The sequence below is a fragment of the Pseudomonas sp. Xaverov 83 genome (assembly GCF_019352905.1).
Lineage (GTDB): Bacteria > Pseudomonadota > Gammaproteobacteria > Pseudomonadales > Pseudomonadaceae > Aquipseudomonas > Aquipseudomonas yamanorum.
In genome coordinates this window covers 858,488-878,069 of record NZ_JAAAFU010000075.1, presented here as the reverse complement: position 1 = coordinate 878,069, position 19,582 = coordinate 858,488, and the positions used below count along the sequence as shown (strand labels likewise).

Here is a 19,582-nt window from a genome sequence, read left to right as displayed (position 1 = left end):
CATTGCGAGATAACGCACCCGGGTCTGTTATAGCCACAACGGACGAATGTATCGCTGCCCCTAGAAACAGCGAACTTCGATAACAGCAAAGGCTGTACCTGGTGCAAGGAACTCAATCATGAAAACTCAAGTCGTGTTGTGGAAAGCAAGTACCGCGCTGGCCCTGATTCTGGCAGTTAGCCTCGGAGGCTGCAGCAGCGGTGGTGGTGGTCATCACAGTAGTGTCGCGGCGTCATCTCCGGATGCTGGCAGTGGTAGTGGCGGCGGAACGGGTGGCGGCACTGGCGGCGGTACCGGCGGTGGCACTGACGGAGGCACTGGCGGTGGTACCGGTGGCGGCACAGATGGAGGTACTGGTGGTGGCACCGGCGGAGGTACCGGTGGCGGCACAGGTGGTGGCACCGGCGGAGGTACTGGTGGCGGCACAGGTGGTGGCACCGGCGGAGGTACTGGTGGCGGCACAGGTGGCGGCACCGGCGGAGGTACTGGCGGCGGCACAGGTGGTGGTACTGGCGGTGGCACCGGTGGCGGTACAGGTTCGACCACTCCTCTGGTCACCGGCCAGGTAGTGGGCGCTGTAGGCGGTGTCGTCGGTAATGTCGGCACCGCGGTGGGCGATCTGGGTACGACCCTGACCACGGTGCCAATTGTCGGTACTACCGCTGGCGGGTTAGTCACCGCTACGGGCACTGCCGTCAACAGCATCGGCAGCGGCCTGACTAACGGCCTGGGCACCCTGGGTACCAATAGCAACGCCTTGGGCACCACCGTTGCCGGTGTGGCTGATGGCGTGGCCGACCTGGGTACCGGCGTGTCCAACACCGGCAAGTCCCTGGGCACTACGTTGGGTGGCATTCCCGTGGTCGGAGGTTTGACCGGCGGTGTAGGCGGCGCGGCAGGTGGCCTGGTCGATAAAGTCGGCCAAACCGTGACCATGCTTGGCGACACCTTGAGCACGGCCAGCACCACCGGGCCACTGGGCGGCTTGACCAATACGGTCGGTAAAAGCGTACTGGTACCCGTCGTCTCTCTGGTGGAAAACACCACGGGTAATTTGGGCAATAAGACAGGCCTGGGCAATCCGGTCGGTGGCTTGATCGACAAAGTGGGCGCCACTGTCACCGGCCTGGGTGGCCAGGTGGCCGGTGCCGGCGGTGCAGGCAACCCTGTCGGGACACTCGTCGGTGGCGTGTTGACTGGCGTCGGCACCACCCTTGATAAGTCGAGTGGCTACGTCAATCCGGCAACCACGACCCCGCAATCGGGTCTGCCTGAGCTGGTCGGTGGCCTCGTCGCCAACGTCGGCAACGGGCTGAACATCGGCAACACCAATGGCACTGTCAGTGCTGCGGGCGTAACCGGTGGTGCCGTGGGCAACACCGTCGCGTCCCTCGGCACCCTGATTGGCGGCAATGGCGTAGCCAACACCGGCGCCACGGCTCCGGTCGCGGGTCTGGCGACCAATGTCGGCGCCGCACTGAACCCAGTGACGACGGGCGTTACCGGGCTGACCCAAAACATCGGCACCAGCACGGGTATCGGTGCACCGGTGAACGGCCTGGTGACCCAAGTCGGCGGCGCAGTCAGCGGTCTGGGCACCAACCTGACGGCAGCCAATGCCAACCCGATCACCAACGCCGTAGGCGGTACCCTGAATGCAGTGGGTAATACTGTCGGCTCGGTGGGTGGCTTGGTCACCGGAGGTACCAGCAGTAGCGGTGGCGGCCTGCTCGGCGGCTTGAACGTGGGTGCCAGCGCATCCGCCGGAGGCACTGCAAACACAAACACCGGTGGAGGCCTGGGCGGCTTGCTCGGCGGGCTGACCGGCAAAAAATAGAATTGCACCTGGCCATTAGACGGCCTCCCCTCCAGCGCCTACGCTTGGTTGAGACGAGAGATTCCAATGAGTCTCTCGTCTTTTTTATTGGCCAGTGAAAGGCCCTCCCGAACCGCGCCCCAGAGCCCGGCGGGAATCCGCGAAACGCTGCTGCAGTTTGACCATGGAGTGTCCTATGCGCGCCTTGACGCCTTTGTTTCTACTCACCCTGATTGCTGCCAGTGTCCACGCCGAGACCCTGCCCAGCTTCCTCAACAGCAACGACACCATTCGCAACCTGCCGGTGCCCAACCTCCCCGCCGACGCCTATCGCCCGGTCACGCCGCAGACCCAGTTGCCCGAGCCGGCCGCCACCCAGAACCAGCCGCTGTTGATGGACACCAAAGTGACCATCCGCAAGCTGCAAATCGACGGCGGCACGATCTATCCACTCAAGGACGTGGCCCAGGTTTTCGAGCCGCTGATTGGCCACGAAACCACCCTCGCCCAACTGATCGAAGCCACCCGCGGCATCACCCGCCGCTACCAGCAGGACGGCTACCTGTTGTCTTACGCCTACCTGCCCGACCAGCGCTTCGAAAATGGCCTGGTGCACGTGGTGCTGGTGGAGGGCTACATCAAGGATTACAACGTGCAGGGCGACATCGGCTCAGTCTCGGCCTACGTCGACAAGCTGGCGGCCAAGCTGCTGGGTGAACGCCCGCTGACCCGCAAGACCTTCGAGCGCTACACCACGCTGATGGGGCGTATCCCGGGTGTGACGTTGCAGGCACAAGTGCCGCCACCCGGCACCACCGATGGCGGCACGCACATGCAGATCCAGGCCAGCCGCAAACCGTTCACCACCAGCATGAGCCTGGACGAAGACAACCGTAGCGGCACGCAGGCGCTGCTGGCCGCCACCAGTAACTCCCAGACCTCGATGGGCGAGCAATTGAGCCTCAGTGGCCTGTTCCCGCCGGGCAAGGATGATGAGCATTACTACCGCCTGGGCTACAGCCAGTTCATCAATGCCGAAGGCAGCCAGTTGGTACTCAACGCTGAACGCTACCGCGCCGACCCCAACAGCAACGTACAACTGGACGGTGGCTTTGAGCTCAAGCCGCACCAAGCGATTGACCGCTACTCCATCGGCCTGTCTCACCCCTTGATTGCCTCCCCCACGGAGTCATTGACCCTTGGCACGCGCCTTTACGCGGTGGACCAAACCACCCGCTATCAACTCGTGGGTTACCCGCTGCGCTTCGACGTGGAAACCGACCTGCGAGCCCTCGCGTTCGAGGGCGACTGGCGCAAGTCCGACGACCGCCAGCTGCGGATTCTCAGCGCCGGGCTCTACCAGGGAATCAACGGCCTGGGGGCACGCACCCACAGCGATATCGAAGGCACGCAGCCGGACCTGGAATTCTTCCGCCTGCGTCTGTCGGGGGTGCAAAGCAACAAGTTCTTCGACCACTGGCAAGGCGTGGCATCGGGTGCCTTCTACTGGAGCAACGACACCCTGCCCGACAGCGAACGCGCGACATTCGGCGGGCAGAATTTCGGGCGTGGTTATCCGGATGACCAGGGCTCGGGCGACAAGGGTTGGGGCGTGGCGTATGAGGTCAACTACAGCTTCAACCGCAGTGGCGAGTGGGTAAAAATCCTGCAGCCGTATGTGGTGCTGGACAAGGCCAAGACCTGGTTCAACGAGCTGCCGGTCAAGGGCAACAACATGTCATCGGCGGCGGTGGGCCTGCGCTTCGGGGATAACAAGTACTACAACATTGCGCTGGAAGCGGCCAAGCCGATGTCGGACATCGCCCTGGACAGCTTCAATCGGCGGCCGCGGTATACGCTGAGTTTCAGCTACCAACTCTGACCCCTGGAGGAGCGAGCTTGCTCGCGAAGAGCGTCCAGACAACGCGGGGAACCAGACTGCCCGCGTTATCGTTGACGTTTTTCGCGAGCAAGCTCGCTCCTACATCAGTCTGATTTTCGGGATGGGGAAGAGGTTGTTGAGGGTGTCGATCAGGCGCACCAGATAGATCGGCTTGCGAAACAGGTCCAGCACCTGCAAGCGCAGCATGTCGCTGACATCATCCATCTCGGCATGGCCAGACATGACGATCACCGGCAGGTGCTGGCGAGCGGTGTGTTCGCGCAGGCGCTTGATCAAGGAAATACCACTCTCCTCGGGCATGCGCAGGTCGGTGATCACCAGGGCGATATCGGGGTGCAGGGTCAGCTCCTGCAAAGCGAAGGTGACCGAGGTGGCGGTAAAACAGACAAAGCCCTCATTCTCCAGCGACTCCGCCAGTTCAATAAGGGCGTCCTCTTCGTCATCCACCAAAAGGATTTGTTGCCGGGGAGACAAAGAGGCGTTCATGGGAAAATGCCTGATACGCAATAGATCATTCAGCGGAACCTGCACGTGCTTGCGCGAGGACCAGGGGTCAGGTGTGAATGGCAGCCTGTATCGCAGTAAAGACGCCGGTTATCGCCGTCCGGATGGGTGTAATAAAAGCAGCCAGCGCCACCGCAACCATCGCCGCTACCAGAGCATACTCGATACCCGACGCGCCCTCTTTCGAATAGAAAAAAACCTGGACTTTGATGAAACCCATGCGAATAAGATCAAGGAACATAATGACTTCTCCTTTGCGCCAACGGCGCTGGTATCGCGGCATCACAAAAATGATTTCGGTGTGCCACTAGAGCATTGTCAACAAACCCCATACCAACAACTGTAAGAACTGATTAATCACAAAGTATTAGTCGGCGGGCTGACGCCAAAAATCCAACTTTTGCAGAGGTTCTGGAGATATTTTTCGCCCGGTAATGGCGTTTTGTCCTAGCTGAACTACCTTCAAATAGCGAAATAGTTAGAAGCTCGAAGCGATCCGAATACGCAGGCATTAGTAGGAAAGCGCAGTGGATGCAGCAGGAAAGGGAGAGCCTTCATGAACAGTCGGATTAGCTTGATCCTCGCCGGGCTGCTATTGGTAGGTGCACTGATTGCAGGCTACTGGGGCCTGGTTCTCAGCCGCCCTGCCCCTGCCCCCCCGCCCGTGGCCCAATCACCTGAAGTGGTGCAGCCCGTCACCGAAGACCAGACACGCCAACCGGTGGTGGTCCTGGCCCATGACGTTGCACCTTTTGTTGAGCTCACCGCCGCCGACCTGGTCCTGGAAAGACTGCGCACCGTACCTGCCGGCAGCCTGACCCGCCTCGACCAGGCCGTGGGCAAAGTCCCTTGGCGGCCGCTGTCGGCCGGTACCTGGCTGACGGAGGAAAGCTTCAACCCCGGCGGCACCCTGGCGCGGATGATCCGTCCCAACGAGCGCGCCCTCGCCGTAGCGGTGGATGAAGTGATCGGTGCCGGCGGGCAACTGACCCCGGGCGATTATGTGGACGTCCTGCTCTTCCTGCGTCAGGAAGGCGGCAACCCGCAGCAGTCTGCACAAGTCATCGTGCCCGCCTTGCGTCTGCTGAGTGTGGGCGACCAATTGGGGCTGACCAACGATGGCCAGCCAGGCTCTGTACCACCGACCACCGCGGATGAAAAACTCAAGGCACAACAGAGTCGTGCCAGCGCACGTACGGTCGTCCTCGCCGTACCGGAGCAGCTCATGAGCCGGCTGATGCTCGCCGCCCAATCCGGCGTATTGCGCCTGGCCGTACGCAGCGCCGACGAACAATTGCTGAGCCAGTACTGGGCCGGTGAAACGGAGTCCGCGATCAACCTGGAAAACACCAAGCGCGATCTCTATCAGTTCAACCAACTGTCCTTCAGCCCGGTGCCCCTCAACAGCATTGGCCCAGCCAATGGCGCTCCAAAACGCTCGGGGGTCGAGGTAATACGCGGCAACCAGGTGACTCAACAAACGCCCTGAAAGAGCTAAGGATGCCTTGAATGAGCAGTCGTTCCGTGTGGTTTTTTTCACGAGTACTCTGGGGTCTCTTCGCCTTGAGCCTGCCTGTCGAGGTGGCGCTGGCGGCGTCCGGCAACTGCACAGGCCTGGGCCAACTGCCGGCGGTACTGGAGGTGGGTGAAGGCGCTCAACAGGCGATCCAATCGCCGGTACCGATTACGCGGCTGGCCATTGGCGATCCAAAAGTGGCCGACGTGCAGGTCAATGGCAACCAGGCGTTCCTGCTCACTGGCGTCGCCTCAGGCACCACCAGCCTGATGGTCTGGACGGCCTGTTCCAGCAGCCCGCGCCAGAGCATGGTGTTCGTCCAGGGCAAGGCCACGTCCGCCCTGACCAGCCTGGCCCTGTCGCCGTCCGATGACCCGACGCTACCCAGCCAGGTGCAAACCGACATCCGCTTTGTGGAAGTGAGTCGCACCAAACTCAAGGAAGCCAGTACCTCGATCTTTGGCCGGGGCGGCAACTTTTTGTTCGGCGCCCCCAACAATGTCGCCAACGCGGCGGCCACGGGATTTCGCGGGCTACCGGTGAACAACGACACCTTCAACATCGGCTTCGGCGGCGGCCGTGTCTCGGCCATGATCAACGCCCTGGAAAGCAGCGGGTTCGCCTACACCCTGGCCCGTCCGAGCCTGGTGGCGCTCAGCGGGCAAAGTGCGACCTTCCTCGCCGGTGGTGAAGTGCCGATCCCGGTGCCCAGCAGCGGCAGCAACACCATCTCCATCGAATACAAGGAGTTCGGCATCCGCCTGACCCTGACCCCGACCGTCATCGACCATGGGCGAATTTCCCTGAAGGTCGCGCCAGAGGTCAGTGAGCTGGACTACAGCAACGCAGTCACTATCCAGGGTATCTCGGTGCCAGCACTGACGGTCCGGCGCACCGACACCAGCATCTCCCTGGCCGACGGCGAAAGCTTCGTGATCAGCGGCCTGATCAGCACCAACAACACCTCAAGCGTCAGCAAATTCCCCGGCCTGGGGGACATCCCGATCCTCGGTGCGTTCTTTCGCGACTCCAACGTCAGCCGCCAGGAAAAAGAGCTGCTTATGATCGTCACCCCGCACCTGGTACAGCCGCTGGCCGCCAACGCCAAGCTGCCCTCATTGCCGGGTGAAAAACTGCGCAATTACGACCCGAACTGGTACCGCCTGTATTTCCTCGAAAACGGTAATTTCGACCGCCGCAGTGGACTGTCCGAATGAGCGAAAGCCTGAGCCAGACCTTTTTGGCAATTACCCGCAACACCACGGATCTGGAATGGCTTCAGGGGGCGCTTGCGCCCTTGGGACAGGTGGTCAGCGCCGGCGCCGGCAGCCTCGACGAACTGCTGGCACTGGTGGACGTGACGTTTGCCAACCTGGTGTTTATTGGCCTGGACCGTGAACACGTGACCACCCAGTGCGCCCTGATCGAAGGCGCCCTGGAGGCCAAGCCTCTGCTTGCCATCGTGGCCTTGGGCGATGGCATGGACAACCAGCTTGTGCTGAACGCGATGCGTGCCGGTGCGCGGGATTTCGTCGCCTACGGCTCGCGCGCCAGTGAGGTTGCCGGCCTGGTTCGGCGCCTGAGCAAACGCTTGCCGGCCGTTACCCCGAATGCCCACTTGGGCGGGCTGACCGTACTCTACGGCACCCAAGGCAATGCCGACGGTGCGCTGATCGCCAGCCACCTGGCGTTGGTGGTGCAAAAAAGCGGGCAGCAAACGTTGTTGCTCGACCTGGGCCTGCCTCTCGCTGACAGCCTGGCGCTGCTGGGGCTGGAAAGCTCTTTCCATTTCGGCGACGCCCTGCGCCACTTGCGACGCCTGGACTCCACCCTGATCAACAGCGCCTTTACCTCGGCCGAAGCCGGCCTGCGCATTCTCGCCTATCACAATAACGATGAGCCGCTGGACCGCACCAGTGCAGCCGAGCTGTACATGTTGCTCAGTGCCCTGCGCCAGCACTTCCAGCACATCGTGGTGAACCTGACCGGCCAACCCGACAGCGAAGCCTTGCGCACCTTTGTCAGCCATTGCGACAAACTATTGTGGTGTACCGACCAAAGCGTACCGGACTGCCGCCGTAACCTGGCGGTACTCAACCTGTGGCGAGAAAAAGGCATGAAGCTGGACCATGCCCGGCTGCTGGTCGACCGCTACCTCAAGGGTGCCGCCCCCGACTCGGAAGCGCTGGGAAAAAGCTTCGGGCTGGAAGTGATCGCCGTATTGCCCCTGAGCCCGGAAGTTCGCCTGAGTGCCAAAAACCAGGCGCAAACCTTATTCTCGCTGGCCCCGCGGGAAAGCCTGACGCAAGCGCTGCGTGCCTTGGGCGAGCGCCTGGCAAAACGCTCCGAAGGCCTGGAAAAACCCTCCACCAACTGGCTTAACCGCCTTCTGAGGACCAAATGAACGGCGAGAAGCTGTTTGGCGTTACCCCGCGCGGTAGCGCCGGCAACACCGATCACGACGGCCTGAAACTGGTGCTGCATCGCTACATCATCGATGCCATCGAAGAGTCGGGAAAAAACCTCCTGGAGAGCTCACGCCAATCCCTGGCGCAGTTCGTGATCGACAAGGTGGCCGAATACATCACACGTATGCACCTGGCGATTTCCCGCTACGAGATGGAACGCCTGGCAGAAGAGATCGTCGATGAACTGACCGGTTTCGGCCCGCTGGAAGTACTGCTGCGGGACCCGACGGTCACTGAGATCCTGGTCAACGGCCCGCACCGGGTGTTCGTCGAGCGCGATGGCCTGCTGCAACAAAGTGATTTGCGCTTCATTGACGACCACCATGTGGAGCGGGTCATGCAGCGCATCCTAGCGCCCCTGGGACGCCGGCTGGATGAGTCGTCGCCGATGGTGGATGCGCGCCTGCCCGATGGCAGCCGGGTCAATGCGATCATCCCGCCGATTGCCCTGGACGGCCCCTGCCTGTCGATTCGAAAGTTTCGCAAAGACATGCTGAAGAGCAGCGACCTGGTAGCCATGCAAACCATCGACCAAGGGATTTTCGAATTCTTCCAGGACGCCGTCGGCAAGCGCTGCAACATCCTGATCAGCGGTGGTACCGGCACCGGTAAAACCACACTGCTGAACATTCTCAGCCAGTTGATCAACCCTCGCGAGCGCTTGGTCACCATCGAAGACGTGGCCGAGTTGCAGCTGGGCCATCCCCACGTCGTGCGCCTGGAAACCCGGCCGCCCAACGCTGAGGGCCATGGTGAGGTGAAAGCCAGTGACTTGATCCGCAACGCCCTGCGGATGCGGCCCGACCGGATCATCCTCGGAGAGATCCGGGGCGTGGAAGTCATCGATGTGTTGACCGCCATGAACACCGGCCACGACGGATCAATGAGTACCGTCCACGCCAACAATGCCCAGGACGCGTTGCTGCGACTGGAAACCCTGGTGGGTCTCACCGGGCGGGTGGTGGCGGAAAAAACCCTGCGGCAAATGATTTGCGCGGCCCTGGATGTGGTGATCCAGCTGACGCGCCTGCCCGATGGCCGCCGCTGTGTCAGCGAAGTGGTGGAAGTGGTGGGCATACGCGAGGACGTGTATGTCACCAATACCCTGTTCCGCCACGACAAGCGCACCGGCTTCGGCTTCCTGCGGGAAGCCGTCAACCCGGCCGGTGACAAGTTGCGCCAAGAAAGTCACCTGCCGGGTTAGGAGGCCATCCCATGATCGGTCCGATTCTGCTTAGCCTGCTCGCCGTGGCCCTTCTGGTGCTGGGGATAGGCCTGATGCGCAACGGTTTGCGCAAGGCCCAGACCGACAGGGTGTTGGAGCGCTTGGCCGAAGGGCAACCCCAGTCCCTGAAAGACAACACAGTAGCCACCCGCCTGGAACGCACCTTTATCCGTGCAGGCCTTGGCAGGCCGACCGAACGCCTGGGCCTGTGGCTGAGCCTTTGGGCCTTCGGTGCCCTGCTGGGGTGGCTGGTAGGCGAGTGGATAGGCCTGTTTGTCATGGTGGCGGCACCGCCCTTGGCACTGCGCCTGTACATCGCCGTACGCTACCAGCGCCGGCTGCGCCGAATGGTCGAGCAACTGCCGCAGTTGCTCGACCACGCAGTGCGCAGCCTCAAATCCGGACGCACCCTGGCGGACGCCATCCTGAGCGGCATCGATGCCAGTGACGACCCGTTGAAAAAATCCATGGGCCGCATCAAGCGCAATGTGCAACTGGGTGTCAGCCTGCCAGAGGCCGCTCATGACTATGCCGAATTTTATGAACAGGATGAACTGCGCCTGTTTGCCCTGGGCCTCAAGGTCAACCACCGCTACGGAGGCAACGCCAGCGAGCTGCTGGAAAACCTGATCAAGATGATTCGCGAGCGCGACCAGGGCGCACGGCAATTACGCGCCATGACGGGTGAAACCCGGGTGACCGCATTGGTACTCGCAGTGCTGCCGGTGAGTGTTGCGGGCTACTTCCTGATCGTTAATCCGGTGTACCTGATGGCCATGTGGGATGACCACAGCGGCCAACGCCTGATGCTCGGTGCGTTCGCCTTGCAAGTCATCGGCTGCGTGGCGCTGTGGCGCATGTTGCGGAGTATCTGAGATGGCGATAGTGATCAGTGCCGTATTATTTCTTGCCGCGTTATTGCTGCTGGTGACCAACATCTTGAGCAGTCGTCGTCAGCAACGCCTGGTCACCCAAAGGCTGCAAGGCGAGCCAAGCCGTAACGACAAAATGAGTGAGTGGTTGCACCAACTGGGCAGCACCCGGATCGGCCAGCGCACCGTCAGCCTCGATAACGAAACCCAAACCCTGCTCAACCGCATGGGCTGGAGAAAGGCCAGCCAGCGTTCGATGTTCGCCGCCTGCCAGATCGCTTCGCCGATACTTCTGATGGGCCTGACCGCGCTGGCACTGGAGCTGTTTTTTCCCGGCACCGAGCATGGGTGGGTGATCCCCCTGCTGGCCCTGATCATCGGCTACCTGCTGCCCAAGCGAATCCTGGTTTCACTCGCCAAAAGGCGCCAGGACAAAATCGCCCGGGAAGTGGCAACCTTCATTCCCCTGGTGCGCATTCTGTTTGAGTCAGGCATGGCCGTAGAGCAGGCGCTCAGGGTCATGGCATACGACGCGCAGAAACTGTTGCCGGTGCTGACCGCCGAACTGCGCCTGGTGCTGGCACGCGTCGATTCCGGGCTGGAGTTGGGCGAGGAGTTGAACAAGGCCAGCGAGATGCTGGCCGTCGATGAGCTCAGCGACACGTGCCTGATCCTCCAGCAACTGCTGCATCAGGGCGGTGGTGCGATGAAGTCGCTGCAGTCGCTCAAGCAACTGCTGGATGACCGGCGCCTGACCCGCTTGCAGGAATACATCTCCAAGATGTCCGCCAAGATGTCCGTGGTGATGATGCTGTTCCTGTTTCCTGCGTTACTGATCGTACTGGCCGGCCCTGGCTTTATCGCCATTGCCAAAGCCTTCGCGCCTTGAGAGGACATGCAATGAAGACATTGATGATCGCCTGCAGCCTGTTGTTGTTAGGCGGTTGTGCCAGCAACGGGCAACTGCCGTGGGCGGGCTTCAGCGCACAAGGCAGTTGTGCCAAGCCAAACTCCAATCAGGAGTTGTCACTGAACCTGGCCGACGACATGGCCAACGAGGGCAAGCTTCACGCCAGCCTGGCCAACCTGCAAAACCTGCCGGACAACCTGCCCCAGGTGCGCCAGCGCCAGGCCAAGGTGTACCGCCTGCTGGGCCGCAGCGAAGCCGAACCGCTGTACCGCAGCCTGCTCGGCACCTGCATGGCCGCCGAAGGCGAGCACGGCCTTGGGCAGCTGGCTGCTGCCAGGGGGGACAACGGCCAAGCCATGGCGCACTTGCAACGCGCGGCCAGGATGTCGCCCACCGACGAGAAAATCCGTAACGACCTGGGTGTTGTGTACCTCAATCAAAGGCGCCTGGAAGACGCACGCTTTGAATTCCTCACAGCCATGGAGCTCAAGCAGAGTGATCAATTGGCGGCCATCAATCTGGTGACGCTGATGATCTATCAGGACAATTGGGAACAAGCCGCACAAGTGGCCAGCCGCATGGGCCTGAGCCCGGAACAAGTGACGCAGGCCCAAGCCCGGGCGCAGCAACTCAAGGCACCGGCCTCACCGGCGACACCACCCAAAGATCAGGTCGCAACCGTAAGCGACGCACTGCAAGCGCCGGTCAAATAGGTTTGAAGGGAGTACACAGGATGAAACTCACACGGCTCGCCACTCTGCTGTTCGCCAGCCTGCCGCTGACGGCGTTGGCTATTGAACCAGGACCTTCGTCGCCACAGCAAAAACAGACCGAAGGCTGGCTGCAACTGCAAGTCAGCGGCGAACAAGCATCCACCCACCTGCAAAAGGCCACGCCCGCTGAACGTGACCTGACCATGCAACGCCTGCTGGAGAGTTACAAACACCCTATTCCTGAGTATTACGACCAGAAACAGGGCGGCAACACCCCAGGCGGCGGCAGCAGTAACTAGTGGGCAGTCACGCGCTGGCGTGCCGGTGAGTTATTCGGCGATAGCGCCAGCGCCAACTGGGTGCGGTTGTGCATATGAGTCAGGCGCAGCACCTGGGACACGTAGAGTTTCACCGTGTTTTCGGTGATGCCCAGCTCACAGGCAATCTGATAGTTGGTCTGGCCCTTGCCTACCAGCCTGGCGACATCCAACTGGCGTGGGGACAACTGATTGAAGATCGCCGGTATTTCAACGCGGTCAGTGTCGCTGACTTCGCCATCGGCTTCATTCGAAAGGGTCGACTGCGGGCTGCTGCGCACCTTGTCGAGGTCATGATAAAGATCGTCGATGGACGCCGAGAGAAACTGCAGCTTCTGGTTCAGATGCCCCAGGTCGAGGTTTTTCTGCCGGTCTTGCAGCGCCACAACCTGGCGTTGCAACCCTTCAAGCAATTCGCCCAGATTGATTGGCTTCTGGTAGTAATCGGCAATCCCGGCACGCAGGGCCTTGATCACATCTTGCTTGTCCGCACGCCCCGTCAACATGATGGCCTCAAAGACCCGTTGCTTGCCGGCCAGGCGTTGCAGAGCCTGGACCAGTTCGATGCCATCCATGTCCGGCATATGCAGATCGCACAGCACCAGGCCGATCTCGGCATCGTCGCGAAAACGCTCGATGGCTTGCTGGCTGGAGGCACAAGGGACGCAACGGTAACCGTTGCTTTCAAGAAATTCGCAAAGCTCTTCCACGATCAGGGGCTGATCATCGACAACGAGCACTTTCACTTCAGAGGTAAGCTTGTTCACGCGCTACTCCATGCCTGGGCAAGCCAAAGACCGACCGATCCATTCCGACCACTTTCCTATACAACATACCCATAAACGTAGACGTACTTTCCTACTATGTACATAGCGATAGCCTACGTGGCGACTAATGGGATCCAAAGCCAGGCCAGGCAAAACCCGACCCATAAAAACGGCACGAACGGCTGTCTGGCCGAGCGTTCCGGATGCAGGTACTGCAAGGTGTTCTTAAGCCCTTGATTCATCAGCGGCCACAGCCTGGGGGCCAGCAGCAGCCACGCCGCGCTGGCGAGGCCTGCGCCGATGAAAGTGCCCAATAAGTAGAGGTAGTTGGTCGCCAGCCCCAATGCCGCGATCAACTTCACGTCACCGGCCCCCAGACGGCCCAGCGCGTAACCCGGCAGGGTAAACAACAGCGCCAGGGCAAATGCCCCGCCACCCTCGGCGGCAGGCGCGCCGAGCCAGGTGGTACCGCTCCAGAGCAGGTAAACCAGCGCCAGCAAGCCTGCGCCGAGGGTCAAGCGGTTGGAGATCTGACGTAGACGGATATCTTGCACAGCGCACAGCGCCAGCCAAACGAATAGGACGAGGCTTTGAATCACGTAAAAAAAATCCCTTTTTGCTGATTGATTCTATGCTGATATCAGGTAGTGGTAGTCAGGGTAGACGAGTCATGAAAAAAGACCTCCCTAGAAAGCAAAAAGGTGCCGCCGCGCTGGAGTTCGCGATGGTCTTCATGATTTTTTTTGCCGTGTTTTATGGTCTGGTCAGCTACAGCCTGCCGTTACTGTTGATGCAGTCCTTTACCCAAGCCGCCGCTGAAGGCGTAAGGCGTAGCGTCGCGCTGGACCCCTCCACGCCTAACTACATAACGGCACTGCCCAATCAGGCCGTCGCCGCGGCGCAGGCACAATTGTCCTGGATCCCCTCGTCGTTCAAGTTCCTGCCCACGTATGTCACGGCAACCTATAGCGCGAGCTCGCTGCTGACGGTGCAAATCAACTATCCAACGTCCAGCCTTCAGAACGTGTTGCCGTTTCTGGTACTGCCAGGCTTTGGGACCGTCCCCGCCCTGCCTCCCACGCTTTCGGCCCAATCGAGCATGCAGTTTTGACCTCAGGGGATAAATTGTTCGGCCGCCTGCTCGGCCGTGGCAACCACCTGGATGCGGACGCGCCGGCAGCACTGCCCACCACCGCCGCCCTGTTGTTCTACCTGGACGCCCAAGGCCGCGTACTGGACATCCAGGGCCCGCTGCGCCATCGGCTGGAACAGCCCGCCGCGCAACCGCACCAGCTTGCCTTGCTGCTCGAATACCTCACGCCGATGAGCAGCCTGGTGATTGAAGGCACGCCCGGCGACTGGCAGGGGCAAAGCCTGGACCTGGAGTTCAAAGGGCTTGCCGGGCAAACCCTGCATACCCGCGGCTGGGTTCAACCCGAGGGCAAGGCTTGGCTCCTTCAATTGCTGGACATTGGCGACCTGATTGCCCATCGCCAACTGACTCAGCGACGCGAACACAATCAGCGCGTAAACGACCAGATCAGCGAGCAACTACGGGTCTGCAGCCTGACGCGCCTGCCCGAGGTGCTGCAAGACACTCTCCAGACCATCTCCCAGCACTGGCACGTCCCCTGCACTGCAATTGCCTTGCTGGACGAGCAGGGCCAGGAGTGGTGTATCCAGGGCTGTTACACATCCCACGACGCTCCGGCACTTTGGAGCAACGGGCAAGCCCTGGGCGCCAGCCTCGACAGCCTGGGCGGTACAGCGCCGGTGAGCCTGGGGGTAAACCGAGGCCACAGCGACCACCCGCGCCTGCAAGGGCTGTTTGGCAATACCGATGGTTTTCTGGTGCCCTATCACGATGGTCATGGCGTGGGTGCATGGTTGCTGTGCGGCCTTTATAGCCGCCAGGAACACACCAGCGACCGTGACTGGCTGCAACTGACCGCCGCCCTCGCCGCACCGTTGCTCGGCCGCCTGCGCGAACAGCACCATCAGCAGCAACTGGAGCGCCTCGACGCCCTGCAGGGACTGCTCGGCACCGGCTGGTGGGAACTGCCCCCCCACAGTGAGGACATTGAACTCGCCCCGCAGTTGCTGCACACCCTCAACCACGGCGAGTCCACCACACGGCTCTCGTTGCCGATGTGGCTCAAGCTGATTCACCCTGCCGACCGGGAAGAGCTCGCCAGCCGCCTGCAAGACCTCAAGACCCTGGGCAAGCCGCTGTCCACCAGCGTTCGCCTGCAACCTACAGACCCGACGCAAAACCCCATCTGGTACCGCGTACAGGGGCAAGCGCTGGGCTCGGGCGGGCACCGCCGCCTGGTGGGCTTCATGCTCGACATCAGCGATATAAAAAACCAGGCGCAACAGGCCGCCGCCGCCCACGCACGCCTGGACAACCTGATCGCCAGCTCCCCGGCCGTGATCTACGTGCAGCGCTACGTCGAAGGCACGCTGCAACCGGTGTTCTTCAGCGACAGCCTGCTGCCGCTGCTGGGCCGCACCCTGGCCGACTTCACCCCGGCGACGCTGAACCAATGGATCCACCCCGAAGACCGCGACCTCTACTTCGACCGTACCCGCCGACTGCTGCGCGAAGGCAACGTGCGCAGTCGCTACCGAGTGCTCGACAAACAGGGCGATTACCACTGGCTGCTGGATGAAGCCCGACTGCTACGCGACGATCTCGGGTTGCCCGTGGAAGCCGTGGGCCTGTGGCTGGATGTGACCGAGACGACCCTGGCGGCGCAACGGGTCAAGGAAAGCGAGGAACGCTATCGAATCCTGGTGGAAGACTCCCCTGCGATGATCTGCCGTTACCGCCCGGACCTGACCCTGACCTTCGGTAATACCCCCCTGGCCAACTACATGGAGTGCCTGCCTGAACAACTGCCGGGCATGAACCTCAGCCAGTGGTTGTCCGAAGAACAACGCGAGGCATTTGTGCAGCGCATCCGGCAGTTGACCCCGGAGTTCCCCGTGAGCACCGCCGAAATCAGCCTGCAATTGCCGGGGCGCACACATGCCTGGTGGGTGTGGTCGGACCGGGGCGTATTCGACGAACAGGGCCAGTTGCAGGAAGTGCAGGCCGTGGGCCGCGACAACACCGAAGTGCGCCGCTCCCAGCAGCAACTGACCCAAAGCGCCAAAATGGCCACCCTCGGCGAAATGGCCACCGGCCTGGCCCACGAGATCAACCAGCCGCTGAATGTGATGCGCATGGCCATCGTCAACGTGCTCAAGCGCTTGAGCAACGGTGATGCACAGATCGACTACCTGACGGAAAAACTCCAGCGCATCGACTCCCAGGTCCAGCGAGCCGCCCGCGTGGTGGATCATATGCGCGTGTTCGGCCGCCGCTCTGAAGTCGAACAACAGCCCTTCAACCCGGCGCAGGCGGTGGAAGGCACCTTGTCGCTGCTCACTGAAGGCCTGCGTGGCAAAGGCATAGAACTGCGGGTGACGCAGACGGACATTGCGGTGCAGGTCAAAGGCTACGTCGACCAGTTGGAGCAGGTGCTGATCAACCTGATGGTCAACGCCCGAGATGCCCTGCTGAGCAAGCGCGAACACGACCGCGACCTGCGGCCGTGGATCTCGGTGCAGATCGAACACGACAGCCGTCACGTGCGCATCTGGGTCGAGGACAACGGCGGCGGGATTGACCCTCGGCTGCTGGAGCGGATTTTCGAACCGTTCTTCACCACCAAGCCGATTGGCGTGGGCACCGGCCTGGGGTTATCAGTGAGCTATGGCATTGTCGAGAACATGGGCGGCCGGTTGAGCGTCGCCAACAGTGAACATGGGGCGAAGTTTTGTGTGGAGTTGCCGGTGGTGAGCGAGGTTTAGATCACCAGATACGCATTACCCGAGTGGCAACTGAGGTTGGCGCCCACGCCGACCTGGTTAAGGTCGACTCCCAGCCCCAGCAACAAGGTATTCACCAACGAATTGATCAAGGGTATCAGCGTGGCATTCAACACGTTGAGCAACGCCGTGGTCACGCCGCTTAAAACCGATCCAAGGCCGCCGATCAGGTTGCCCAGCAGGTTCGCGTTGCCGGGGGTAGGCCCGTACATATTCAGGTTAAGCCCGGCCGTCACGCCGTTCACCGGATCGGTCAGGCCGCTGACGATATTGGTGGTGCTGTAGCTGGAGTAATACGGTGGCTGGGAAATCTCCGGCAAATTCGGCGATTGGTAGGTGTAGGGAATGTTGTAGGTACCGCCTGCCGAAATATTGGCCGATAACCCCAACCCTCCGCCTACGCCCATCACCACCGGATTGCAGAACACAATTAATGTGCAGGTCTTCGTACCGATATCGACGATCTTCAACGGCGTCACCACCACCGTAGGGGGTGTAGGGCCAGTCCCGAAAACGCTGCTGCTGGCAATCTGGCCCATCCGCAGATTGACCAGTGATGTGTTGGTGGCCGTGGTCAGGGTTTTAGTGGTCGGGCTGGCGCAGCTGTAACCGGTGACCCAACTGGCGGCACTCGCCGCATCCAGCTCGATATCGATACCCACCGGCGGCGGCAGCACTTGCAACACCGGCGAAGTACACGAGATCGCACAGGTCAACGAATTGATCACCCCGACCAGGTTCAGGCTGAGCAGCGCGTCCAACGTACCCAGCAGCGGGCTCACCAACCCGGTCACCGCGTTAGTCAGCGTGGAGACGGTGTTGAGTATCGGCAGGTTAACCGACAGCTTCGTGCGTAACTGAGCCGTTTGTACGTAAATCCGGTTTGGGCCGGTCATGGGATTCTGCCCGGCCGCCGTGGCAAGCGCCGGGTTACCGATGGCCGACAGCTGTGGCGGCTGCAACACCTGGACGCTGGCAGTGATTTGCGCCACCCCCGGCAAGTTGATAGGGAAACTGGCCACCAGTCCGTTTTGCTTGTTGGCCAATTGCACGAACCCCTGAATCAAGTCGAACACCCGCATGTTGACCGCCAGGGCGGCGACGCTGGCACCACTCTCCACCGACAGCACATTGCCCAGCACCACCGTGGTCGCACCCGCTGCGACTTTCAGGGCCTGTAGGCTGGCAATGGTCGCAGTGGCCGACAATGTATGCGTGGGGTCCAGCACATTGATTGCCGACTGAATCAGTTGGCCAACCGCGATGGTGTTGCCCAGTACCTGTGTATAACCACCGGCCGTCAGCCCCAGGTCGAGCTTCAGTTGGTTCAGGTAACTCAGCAAAGAAATATTGGTGTTGATCAGGCCGTTCCAGCCCGCCACCGAGAGATTCACGGCGCCGCCCAACAATCCGCCGGTCAGCGCGTTAAGCAGGGGCGCGTTGTTCGTATCCACGACCAACGCCGTGCTGCGAATGGTCAATGACGCCAGCGGCGGCCCCAGTGCGGCGACCGCCACTGCATTCACCGTCGTCTGCGCGGTCACCGCAGTACCGTTGACCATGTTCCATATGCCGCCGGCGACGCTGGTCGCCACGGTCTCGGAGGCTACCACCTGAATCGCATCGTTTTTAGTGGCGTTGGCGCTGAAGACCCGCTGATTGCTGGCATTGGTCACCAACGTGCCGCAGGTGACCGCCAGTGCCCGGGTGTTGGCGACAATCGTGAAGCCATTGCGCGTGGCGTTCTGCGTGGCGTAATCGTTGGCCGTGGTGCTCGGTGCGCATTGCCCGCCACGATTGGCAGCCTCCAGGGCTGCCGTATCGGCCACGGACTGCAACTTGCGCTTTTCCAGGTACAGGCGACTGCTATCGATAACCAGCAACAGGAATACCAAGGCGATGCCCAGGGTCACGGCCGCAATCAAGCCAATCGCACCACGCTGCCTTGCATACCCGGGCAGGCGACCGGAACGAAGTCGAAGAGACATCGAGCACTCCTTTGCCGGCAGATTGCCGAGCGCTTACTCTCCTGTGTTGCCTGGGAGTGTAGTCAAGAGCGGCGGGGGCTGCAGGCCAGTCGCCATAGATCGGCGACTGGCGGAGGGCTGATCAAGCAATTAATGAGGCGGGTAGTTGGACAGCACCTTGGTCACCGTGGCACGAATAGCGGCGCTGCGGTCCTGTGGCTCGGGCGAGCTGGCGAGGATTTGCTCATCGCTGCCACGCCACACCAGTTTGCCGTCCTTGCCGTCGAGCAAGTCGATCTGGATGGTGGCGACCTTGTAGGTAATGTTGCGGGTTTCGTTATACATCGGCGCGCCCCAATAACCATTCCACGGGCCACCCCAGGCGCCGCCGTAGTTGGTGGTGACTTGTTGCTGGCGGTCTTCGACGATCAGGTAGGTCTGCACATTCAGGTCAGCCTTGGTACCCGGCGCCGCAGGGCGCAGGCCACGCTGGTCGAGTTGCTCGCCCACGGCCTGGCGGATGCGCTGTTCGGTGAGGTCACTCTTGATCCGCGGGTCATCCGGGCGGTATTGCAGCGCGGGTTCTTTCCAACTCCAACTGCGGTACGCGCCAAAGTCCCGGCTGGCGTCGAAATCATGGTTGACCTGGCTGGTCTGGCAACCGCCCAGCAACACAACAACAGCAAGTGCAGCAATACGACGAAGCATGGTTGTTCTCCAAAAGACGA

18 protein-coding genes are annotated in these 19,582 nt (G+C 61.3%); 12 read left to right on the top strand and 6 right to left on the bottom strand.

Going from position 1 to position 19,582, the window contains the following annotated elements; genetic code table 11:
- The first annotated feature begins 118 nt into the window (after positions 1-118).
- Both K0H47_RS25325 and K0H47_RS25320 read left to right on the top strand, forming a co-directional pair.
- Positions 119-1,837 (top strand): collagen-like triple helix repeat-containing protein, encoded by a 1,719-nt coding sequence (locus tag K0H47_RS25325; protein ID WP_257626730.1) that lies wholly within the window; start codon positions 119-121, stop codon positions 1,835-1,837.
- Positions 1,838-2,012: 175 nt separating this feature from the next.
- Positions 2,013-3,698, top strand: coding sequence for a ShlB/FhaC/HecB family hemolysin secretion/activation protein (locus tag K0H47_RS25320; protein ID WP_063033300.1), 1,686 nt, complete (start codon positions 2,013-2,015; stop codon positions 3,696-3,698).
- 99 nt (positions 3,699-3,797) lie between these two features.
- On the opposite strand, the gene K0H47_RS25315 is transcribed toward K0H47_RS25320, so the two are convergent.
- The gene (locus tag K0H47_RS25315; RefSeq protein ID WP_017478453.1) at positions 3,798-4,205 is read right to left on the bottom strand and encodes a response regulator; all 408 of its coding nucleotides are present in this window, start codon (positions 4,203-4,205) and stop codon (positions 3,798-3,800) included.
- Positions 4,206-4,272: 67 nt separating this feature from the next.
- Entirely contained in the window at positions 4,273-4,464 is a 192-nt protein-coding gene (locus K0H47_RS25310; RefSeq protein ID WP_063033301.1) for a Flp family type IVb pilin, read from the bottom strand.
- A gap of 315 nt (positions 4,465-4,779) precedes the next feature.
- Between K0H47_RS25310 and cpaB the strand changes: the two genes are divergently transcribed.
- From cpaB to K0H47_RS25270, 8 genes are read left to right on the top strand one after another with little or no spacing between them, the layout of a single operon-like run.
- Positions 4,780-5,712 carry a Flp pilus assembly protein CpaB gene (cpaB, locus tag K0H47_RS25305; protein ID WP_177070049.1) on the top strand — a complete coding sequence of 311 codons (933 nt, stop codon included), beginning with the start codon at positions 4,780-4,782 and terminating at the stop codon, positions 5,710-5,712.
- A gap of 20 nt (positions 5,713-5,732) precedes the next feature.
- Entirely contained in the window at positions 5,733-6,956 is a 1,224-nt protein-coding gene (locus K0H47_RS25300; RefSeq protein ID WP_177025955.1) for a type II and III secretion system protein family protein, read from the top strand.
- Entirely contained in the window at positions 6,953-8,143 is a 1,191-nt protein-coding gene (locus tag K0H47_RS25295; RefSeq protein ID WP_177025954.1) for a pilus assembly protein, read from the top strand. The genes K0H47_RS25300 and K0H47_RS25295 overlap by 4 nt, the downstream gene beginning before the upstream one ends.
- Positions 8,140-9,411, top strand: coding sequence for a CpaF family protein (locus K0H47_RS25290; protein ID WP_063033305.1), 1,272 nt, complete (start codon positions 8,140-8,142; stop codon positions 9,409-9,411). Before K0H47_RS25295 ends, K0H47_RS25290 begins: the two co-directional genes overlap by 4 nt.
- A gap of 11 nt (positions 9,412-9,422) precedes the next feature.
- Positions 9,423-10,307: a type II secretion system F family protein gene (locus K0H47_RS25285; RefSeq protein ID WP_063033306.1), complete on the top strand. Its 885-nt coding sequence runs from the start codon at positions 9,423-9,425 to the stop codon at positions 10,305-10,307.
- A 1-nt stretch (position 10,308) separates the two neighbouring features.
- A complete protein-coding gene (locus tag K0H47_RS25280) occupies positions 10,309-11,193 on the top strand; it encodes a type II secretion system F family protein (protein ID WP_063033307.1) in 885 nt (294 codons plus the stop codon).
- Between the two features lie 11 nt (positions 11,194-11,204).
- Positions 11,205-11,927 (top strand): tetratricopeptide repeat protein, encoded by a 723-nt coding sequence (locus K0H47_RS25275; RefSeq protein WP_063033308.1) that lies wholly within the window; start codon positions 11,205-11,207, stop codon positions 11,925-11,927.
- A gap of 20 nt (positions 11,928-11,947) precedes the next feature.
- Positions 11,948-12,226, top strand: a complete 279-nt coding sequence (locus K0H47_RS25270; protein ID WP_063033309.1) for a DUF3613 domain-containing protein — start codon at positions 11,948-11,950, stop codon at positions 12,224-12,226.
- On the opposite strand, the gene K0H47_RS25265 is transcribed toward K0H47_RS25270, so the two are convergent.
- Together K0H47_RS25265 and K0H47_RS25260 are read right to left on the bottom strand one after the other, a co-directional pair.
- Positions 12,223-13,011, bottom strand: coding sequence for a response regulator transcription factor (locus K0H47_RS25265; RefSeq protein ID WP_063033310.1), 789 nt, complete (start codon positions 13,009-13,011; stop codon positions 12,223-12,225). The genes K0H47_RS25270 and K0H47_RS25265 overlap by 4 nt on opposite strands.
- Positions 13,012-13,124: 113 nt before the next feature.
- A complete protein-coding gene (locus tag K0H47_RS25260; protein ID WP_219273808.1) occupies positions 13,125-13,610 on the bottom strand; it encodes a prepilin peptidase in 486 nt (161 codons plus the stop codon).
- 71 nt (positions 13,611-13,681) lie between these two features.
- Between K0H47_RS25260 and K0H47_RS25255 the strand changes: the two genes are divergently transcribed.
- Together K0H47_RS25255 and K0H47_RS25250 are read left to right on the top strand one after the other, a co-directional pair.
- A complete protein-coding gene (locus tag K0H47_RS25255; protein ID WP_063033311.1) occupies positions 13,682-14,122 on the top strand; it encodes a TadE/TadG family type IV pilus assembly protein in 441 nt (146 codons plus the stop codon).
- Positions 14,119-16,869, top strand: a complete 2,751-nt coding sequence (locus tag K0H47_RS25250) for a PAS domain-containing sensor histidine kinase (protein ID WP_219273807.1) — start codon at positions 14,119-14,121, stop codon at positions 16,867-16,869. The genes K0H47_RS25255 and K0H47_RS25250 overlap by 4 nt, the downstream gene beginning before the upstream one ends.
- Here the strand turns inward: K0H47_RS25250 and K0H47_RS25245 are convergent.
- On the bottom strand, positions 16,866-18,875 hold the full coding sequence (locus K0H47_RS25245; RefSeq protein WP_172834533.1) for a pilus assembly protein TadG-related protein: 2,010 nt from the start codon (positions 18,873-18,875) through the stop codon (positions 16,866-16,868). The two genes, K0H47_RS25250 and K0H47_RS25245, sit on opposite strands and share 4 nt — an antisense overlap.
- A 129-nt stretch (positions 18,876-19,004) precedes the next feature.
- Positions 19,005-19,562 (bottom strand): DUF4136 domain-containing protein, encoded by a 558-nt coding sequence (locus tag K0H47_RS25240; RefSeq protein ID WP_003212927.1) that lies wholly within the window; start codon positions 19,560-19,562, stop codon positions 19,005-19,007.
- Between the last annotated feature and the right edge of the window lie 20 nt (positions 19,563-19,582).

Excerpts from the sequence above, each read along its gene's own strand:
- K0H47_RS25325 (WP_257626730.1), top strand. The coding sequence starts at position 119 with ATGAAAACTCAAGTCGTGTTGTGGAAAGCAAGTACCGCGCTGGCCCTG.
- K0H47_RS25320 (WP_063033300.1), top strand. The coding sequence starts at position 2,013 with ATGCGCGCCTTGACGCCTTTGTTTCTACTCACCCTGATTGCTGCCAGT.
- K0H47_RS25315 (WP_017478453.1), bottom strand. The coding sequence starts at position 4,205 with ATGAACGCCTCTTTGTCTCCCCGGCAACAAATCCTTTTGGTGGATGAC.
- K0H47_RS25310 (WP_063033301.1), bottom strand. The coding sequence starts at position 4,464 with ATGTTCCTTGATCTTATTCGCATGGGTTTCATCAAAGTCCAGGTTTTT.
- cpaB (WP_177070049.1), top strand. The coding sequence starts at position 4,780 with ATGAACAGTCGGATTAGCTTGATCCTCGCCGGGCTGCTATTGGTAGGT.
- K0H47_RS25300 (WP_177025955.1), top strand. The coding sequence starts at position 5,733 with ATGAGCAGTCGTTCCGTGTGGTTTTTTTCACGAGTACTCTGGGGTCTC.
- K0H47_RS25295 (WP_177025954.1), top strand. The coding sequence starts at position 6,953 with ATGAGCGAAAGCCTGAGCCAGACCTTTTTGGCAATTACCCGCAACACC.
- K0H47_RS25290 (WP_063033305.1), top strand. The coding sequence starts at position 8,140 with ATGAACGGCGAGAAGCTGTTTGGCGTTACCCCGCGCGGTAGCGCCGGC.
- K0H47_RS25285 (WP_063033306.1), top strand. The coding sequence starts at position 9,423 with ATGATCGGTCCGATTCTGCTTAGCCTGCTCGCCGTGGCCCTTCTGGTG.
- K0H47_RS25280 (WP_063033307.1), top strand. The coding sequence starts at position 10,309 with ATGGCGATAGTGATCAGTGCCGTATTATTTCTTGCCGCGTTATTGCTG.
- K0H47_RS25275 (WP_063033308.1), top strand. The coding sequence starts at position 11,205 with ATGAAGACATTGATGATCGCCTGCAGCCTGTTGTTGTTAGGCGGTTGT.
- K0H47_RS25270 (WP_063033309.1), top strand. The coding sequence starts at position 11,948 with ATGAAACTCACACGGCTCGCCACTCTGCTGTTCGCCAGCCTGCCGCTG.
- K0H47_RS25255 (WP_063033311.1), top strand. The coding sequence starts at position 13,682 with ATGAAAAAAGACCTCCCTAGAAAGCAAAAAGGTGCCGCCGCGCTGGAG.
- K0H47_RS25245 (WP_172834533.1), bottom strand. The coding sequence starts at position 18,875 with ATGTCTCTTCGACTTCGTTCCGGTCGCCTGCCCGGGTATGCAAGGCAG.
- K0H47_RS25240 (WP_003212927.1), bottom strand. The coding sequence starts at position 19,562 with ATGCTTCGTCGTATTGCTGCACTTGCTGTTGTTGTGTTGCTGGGCGGT.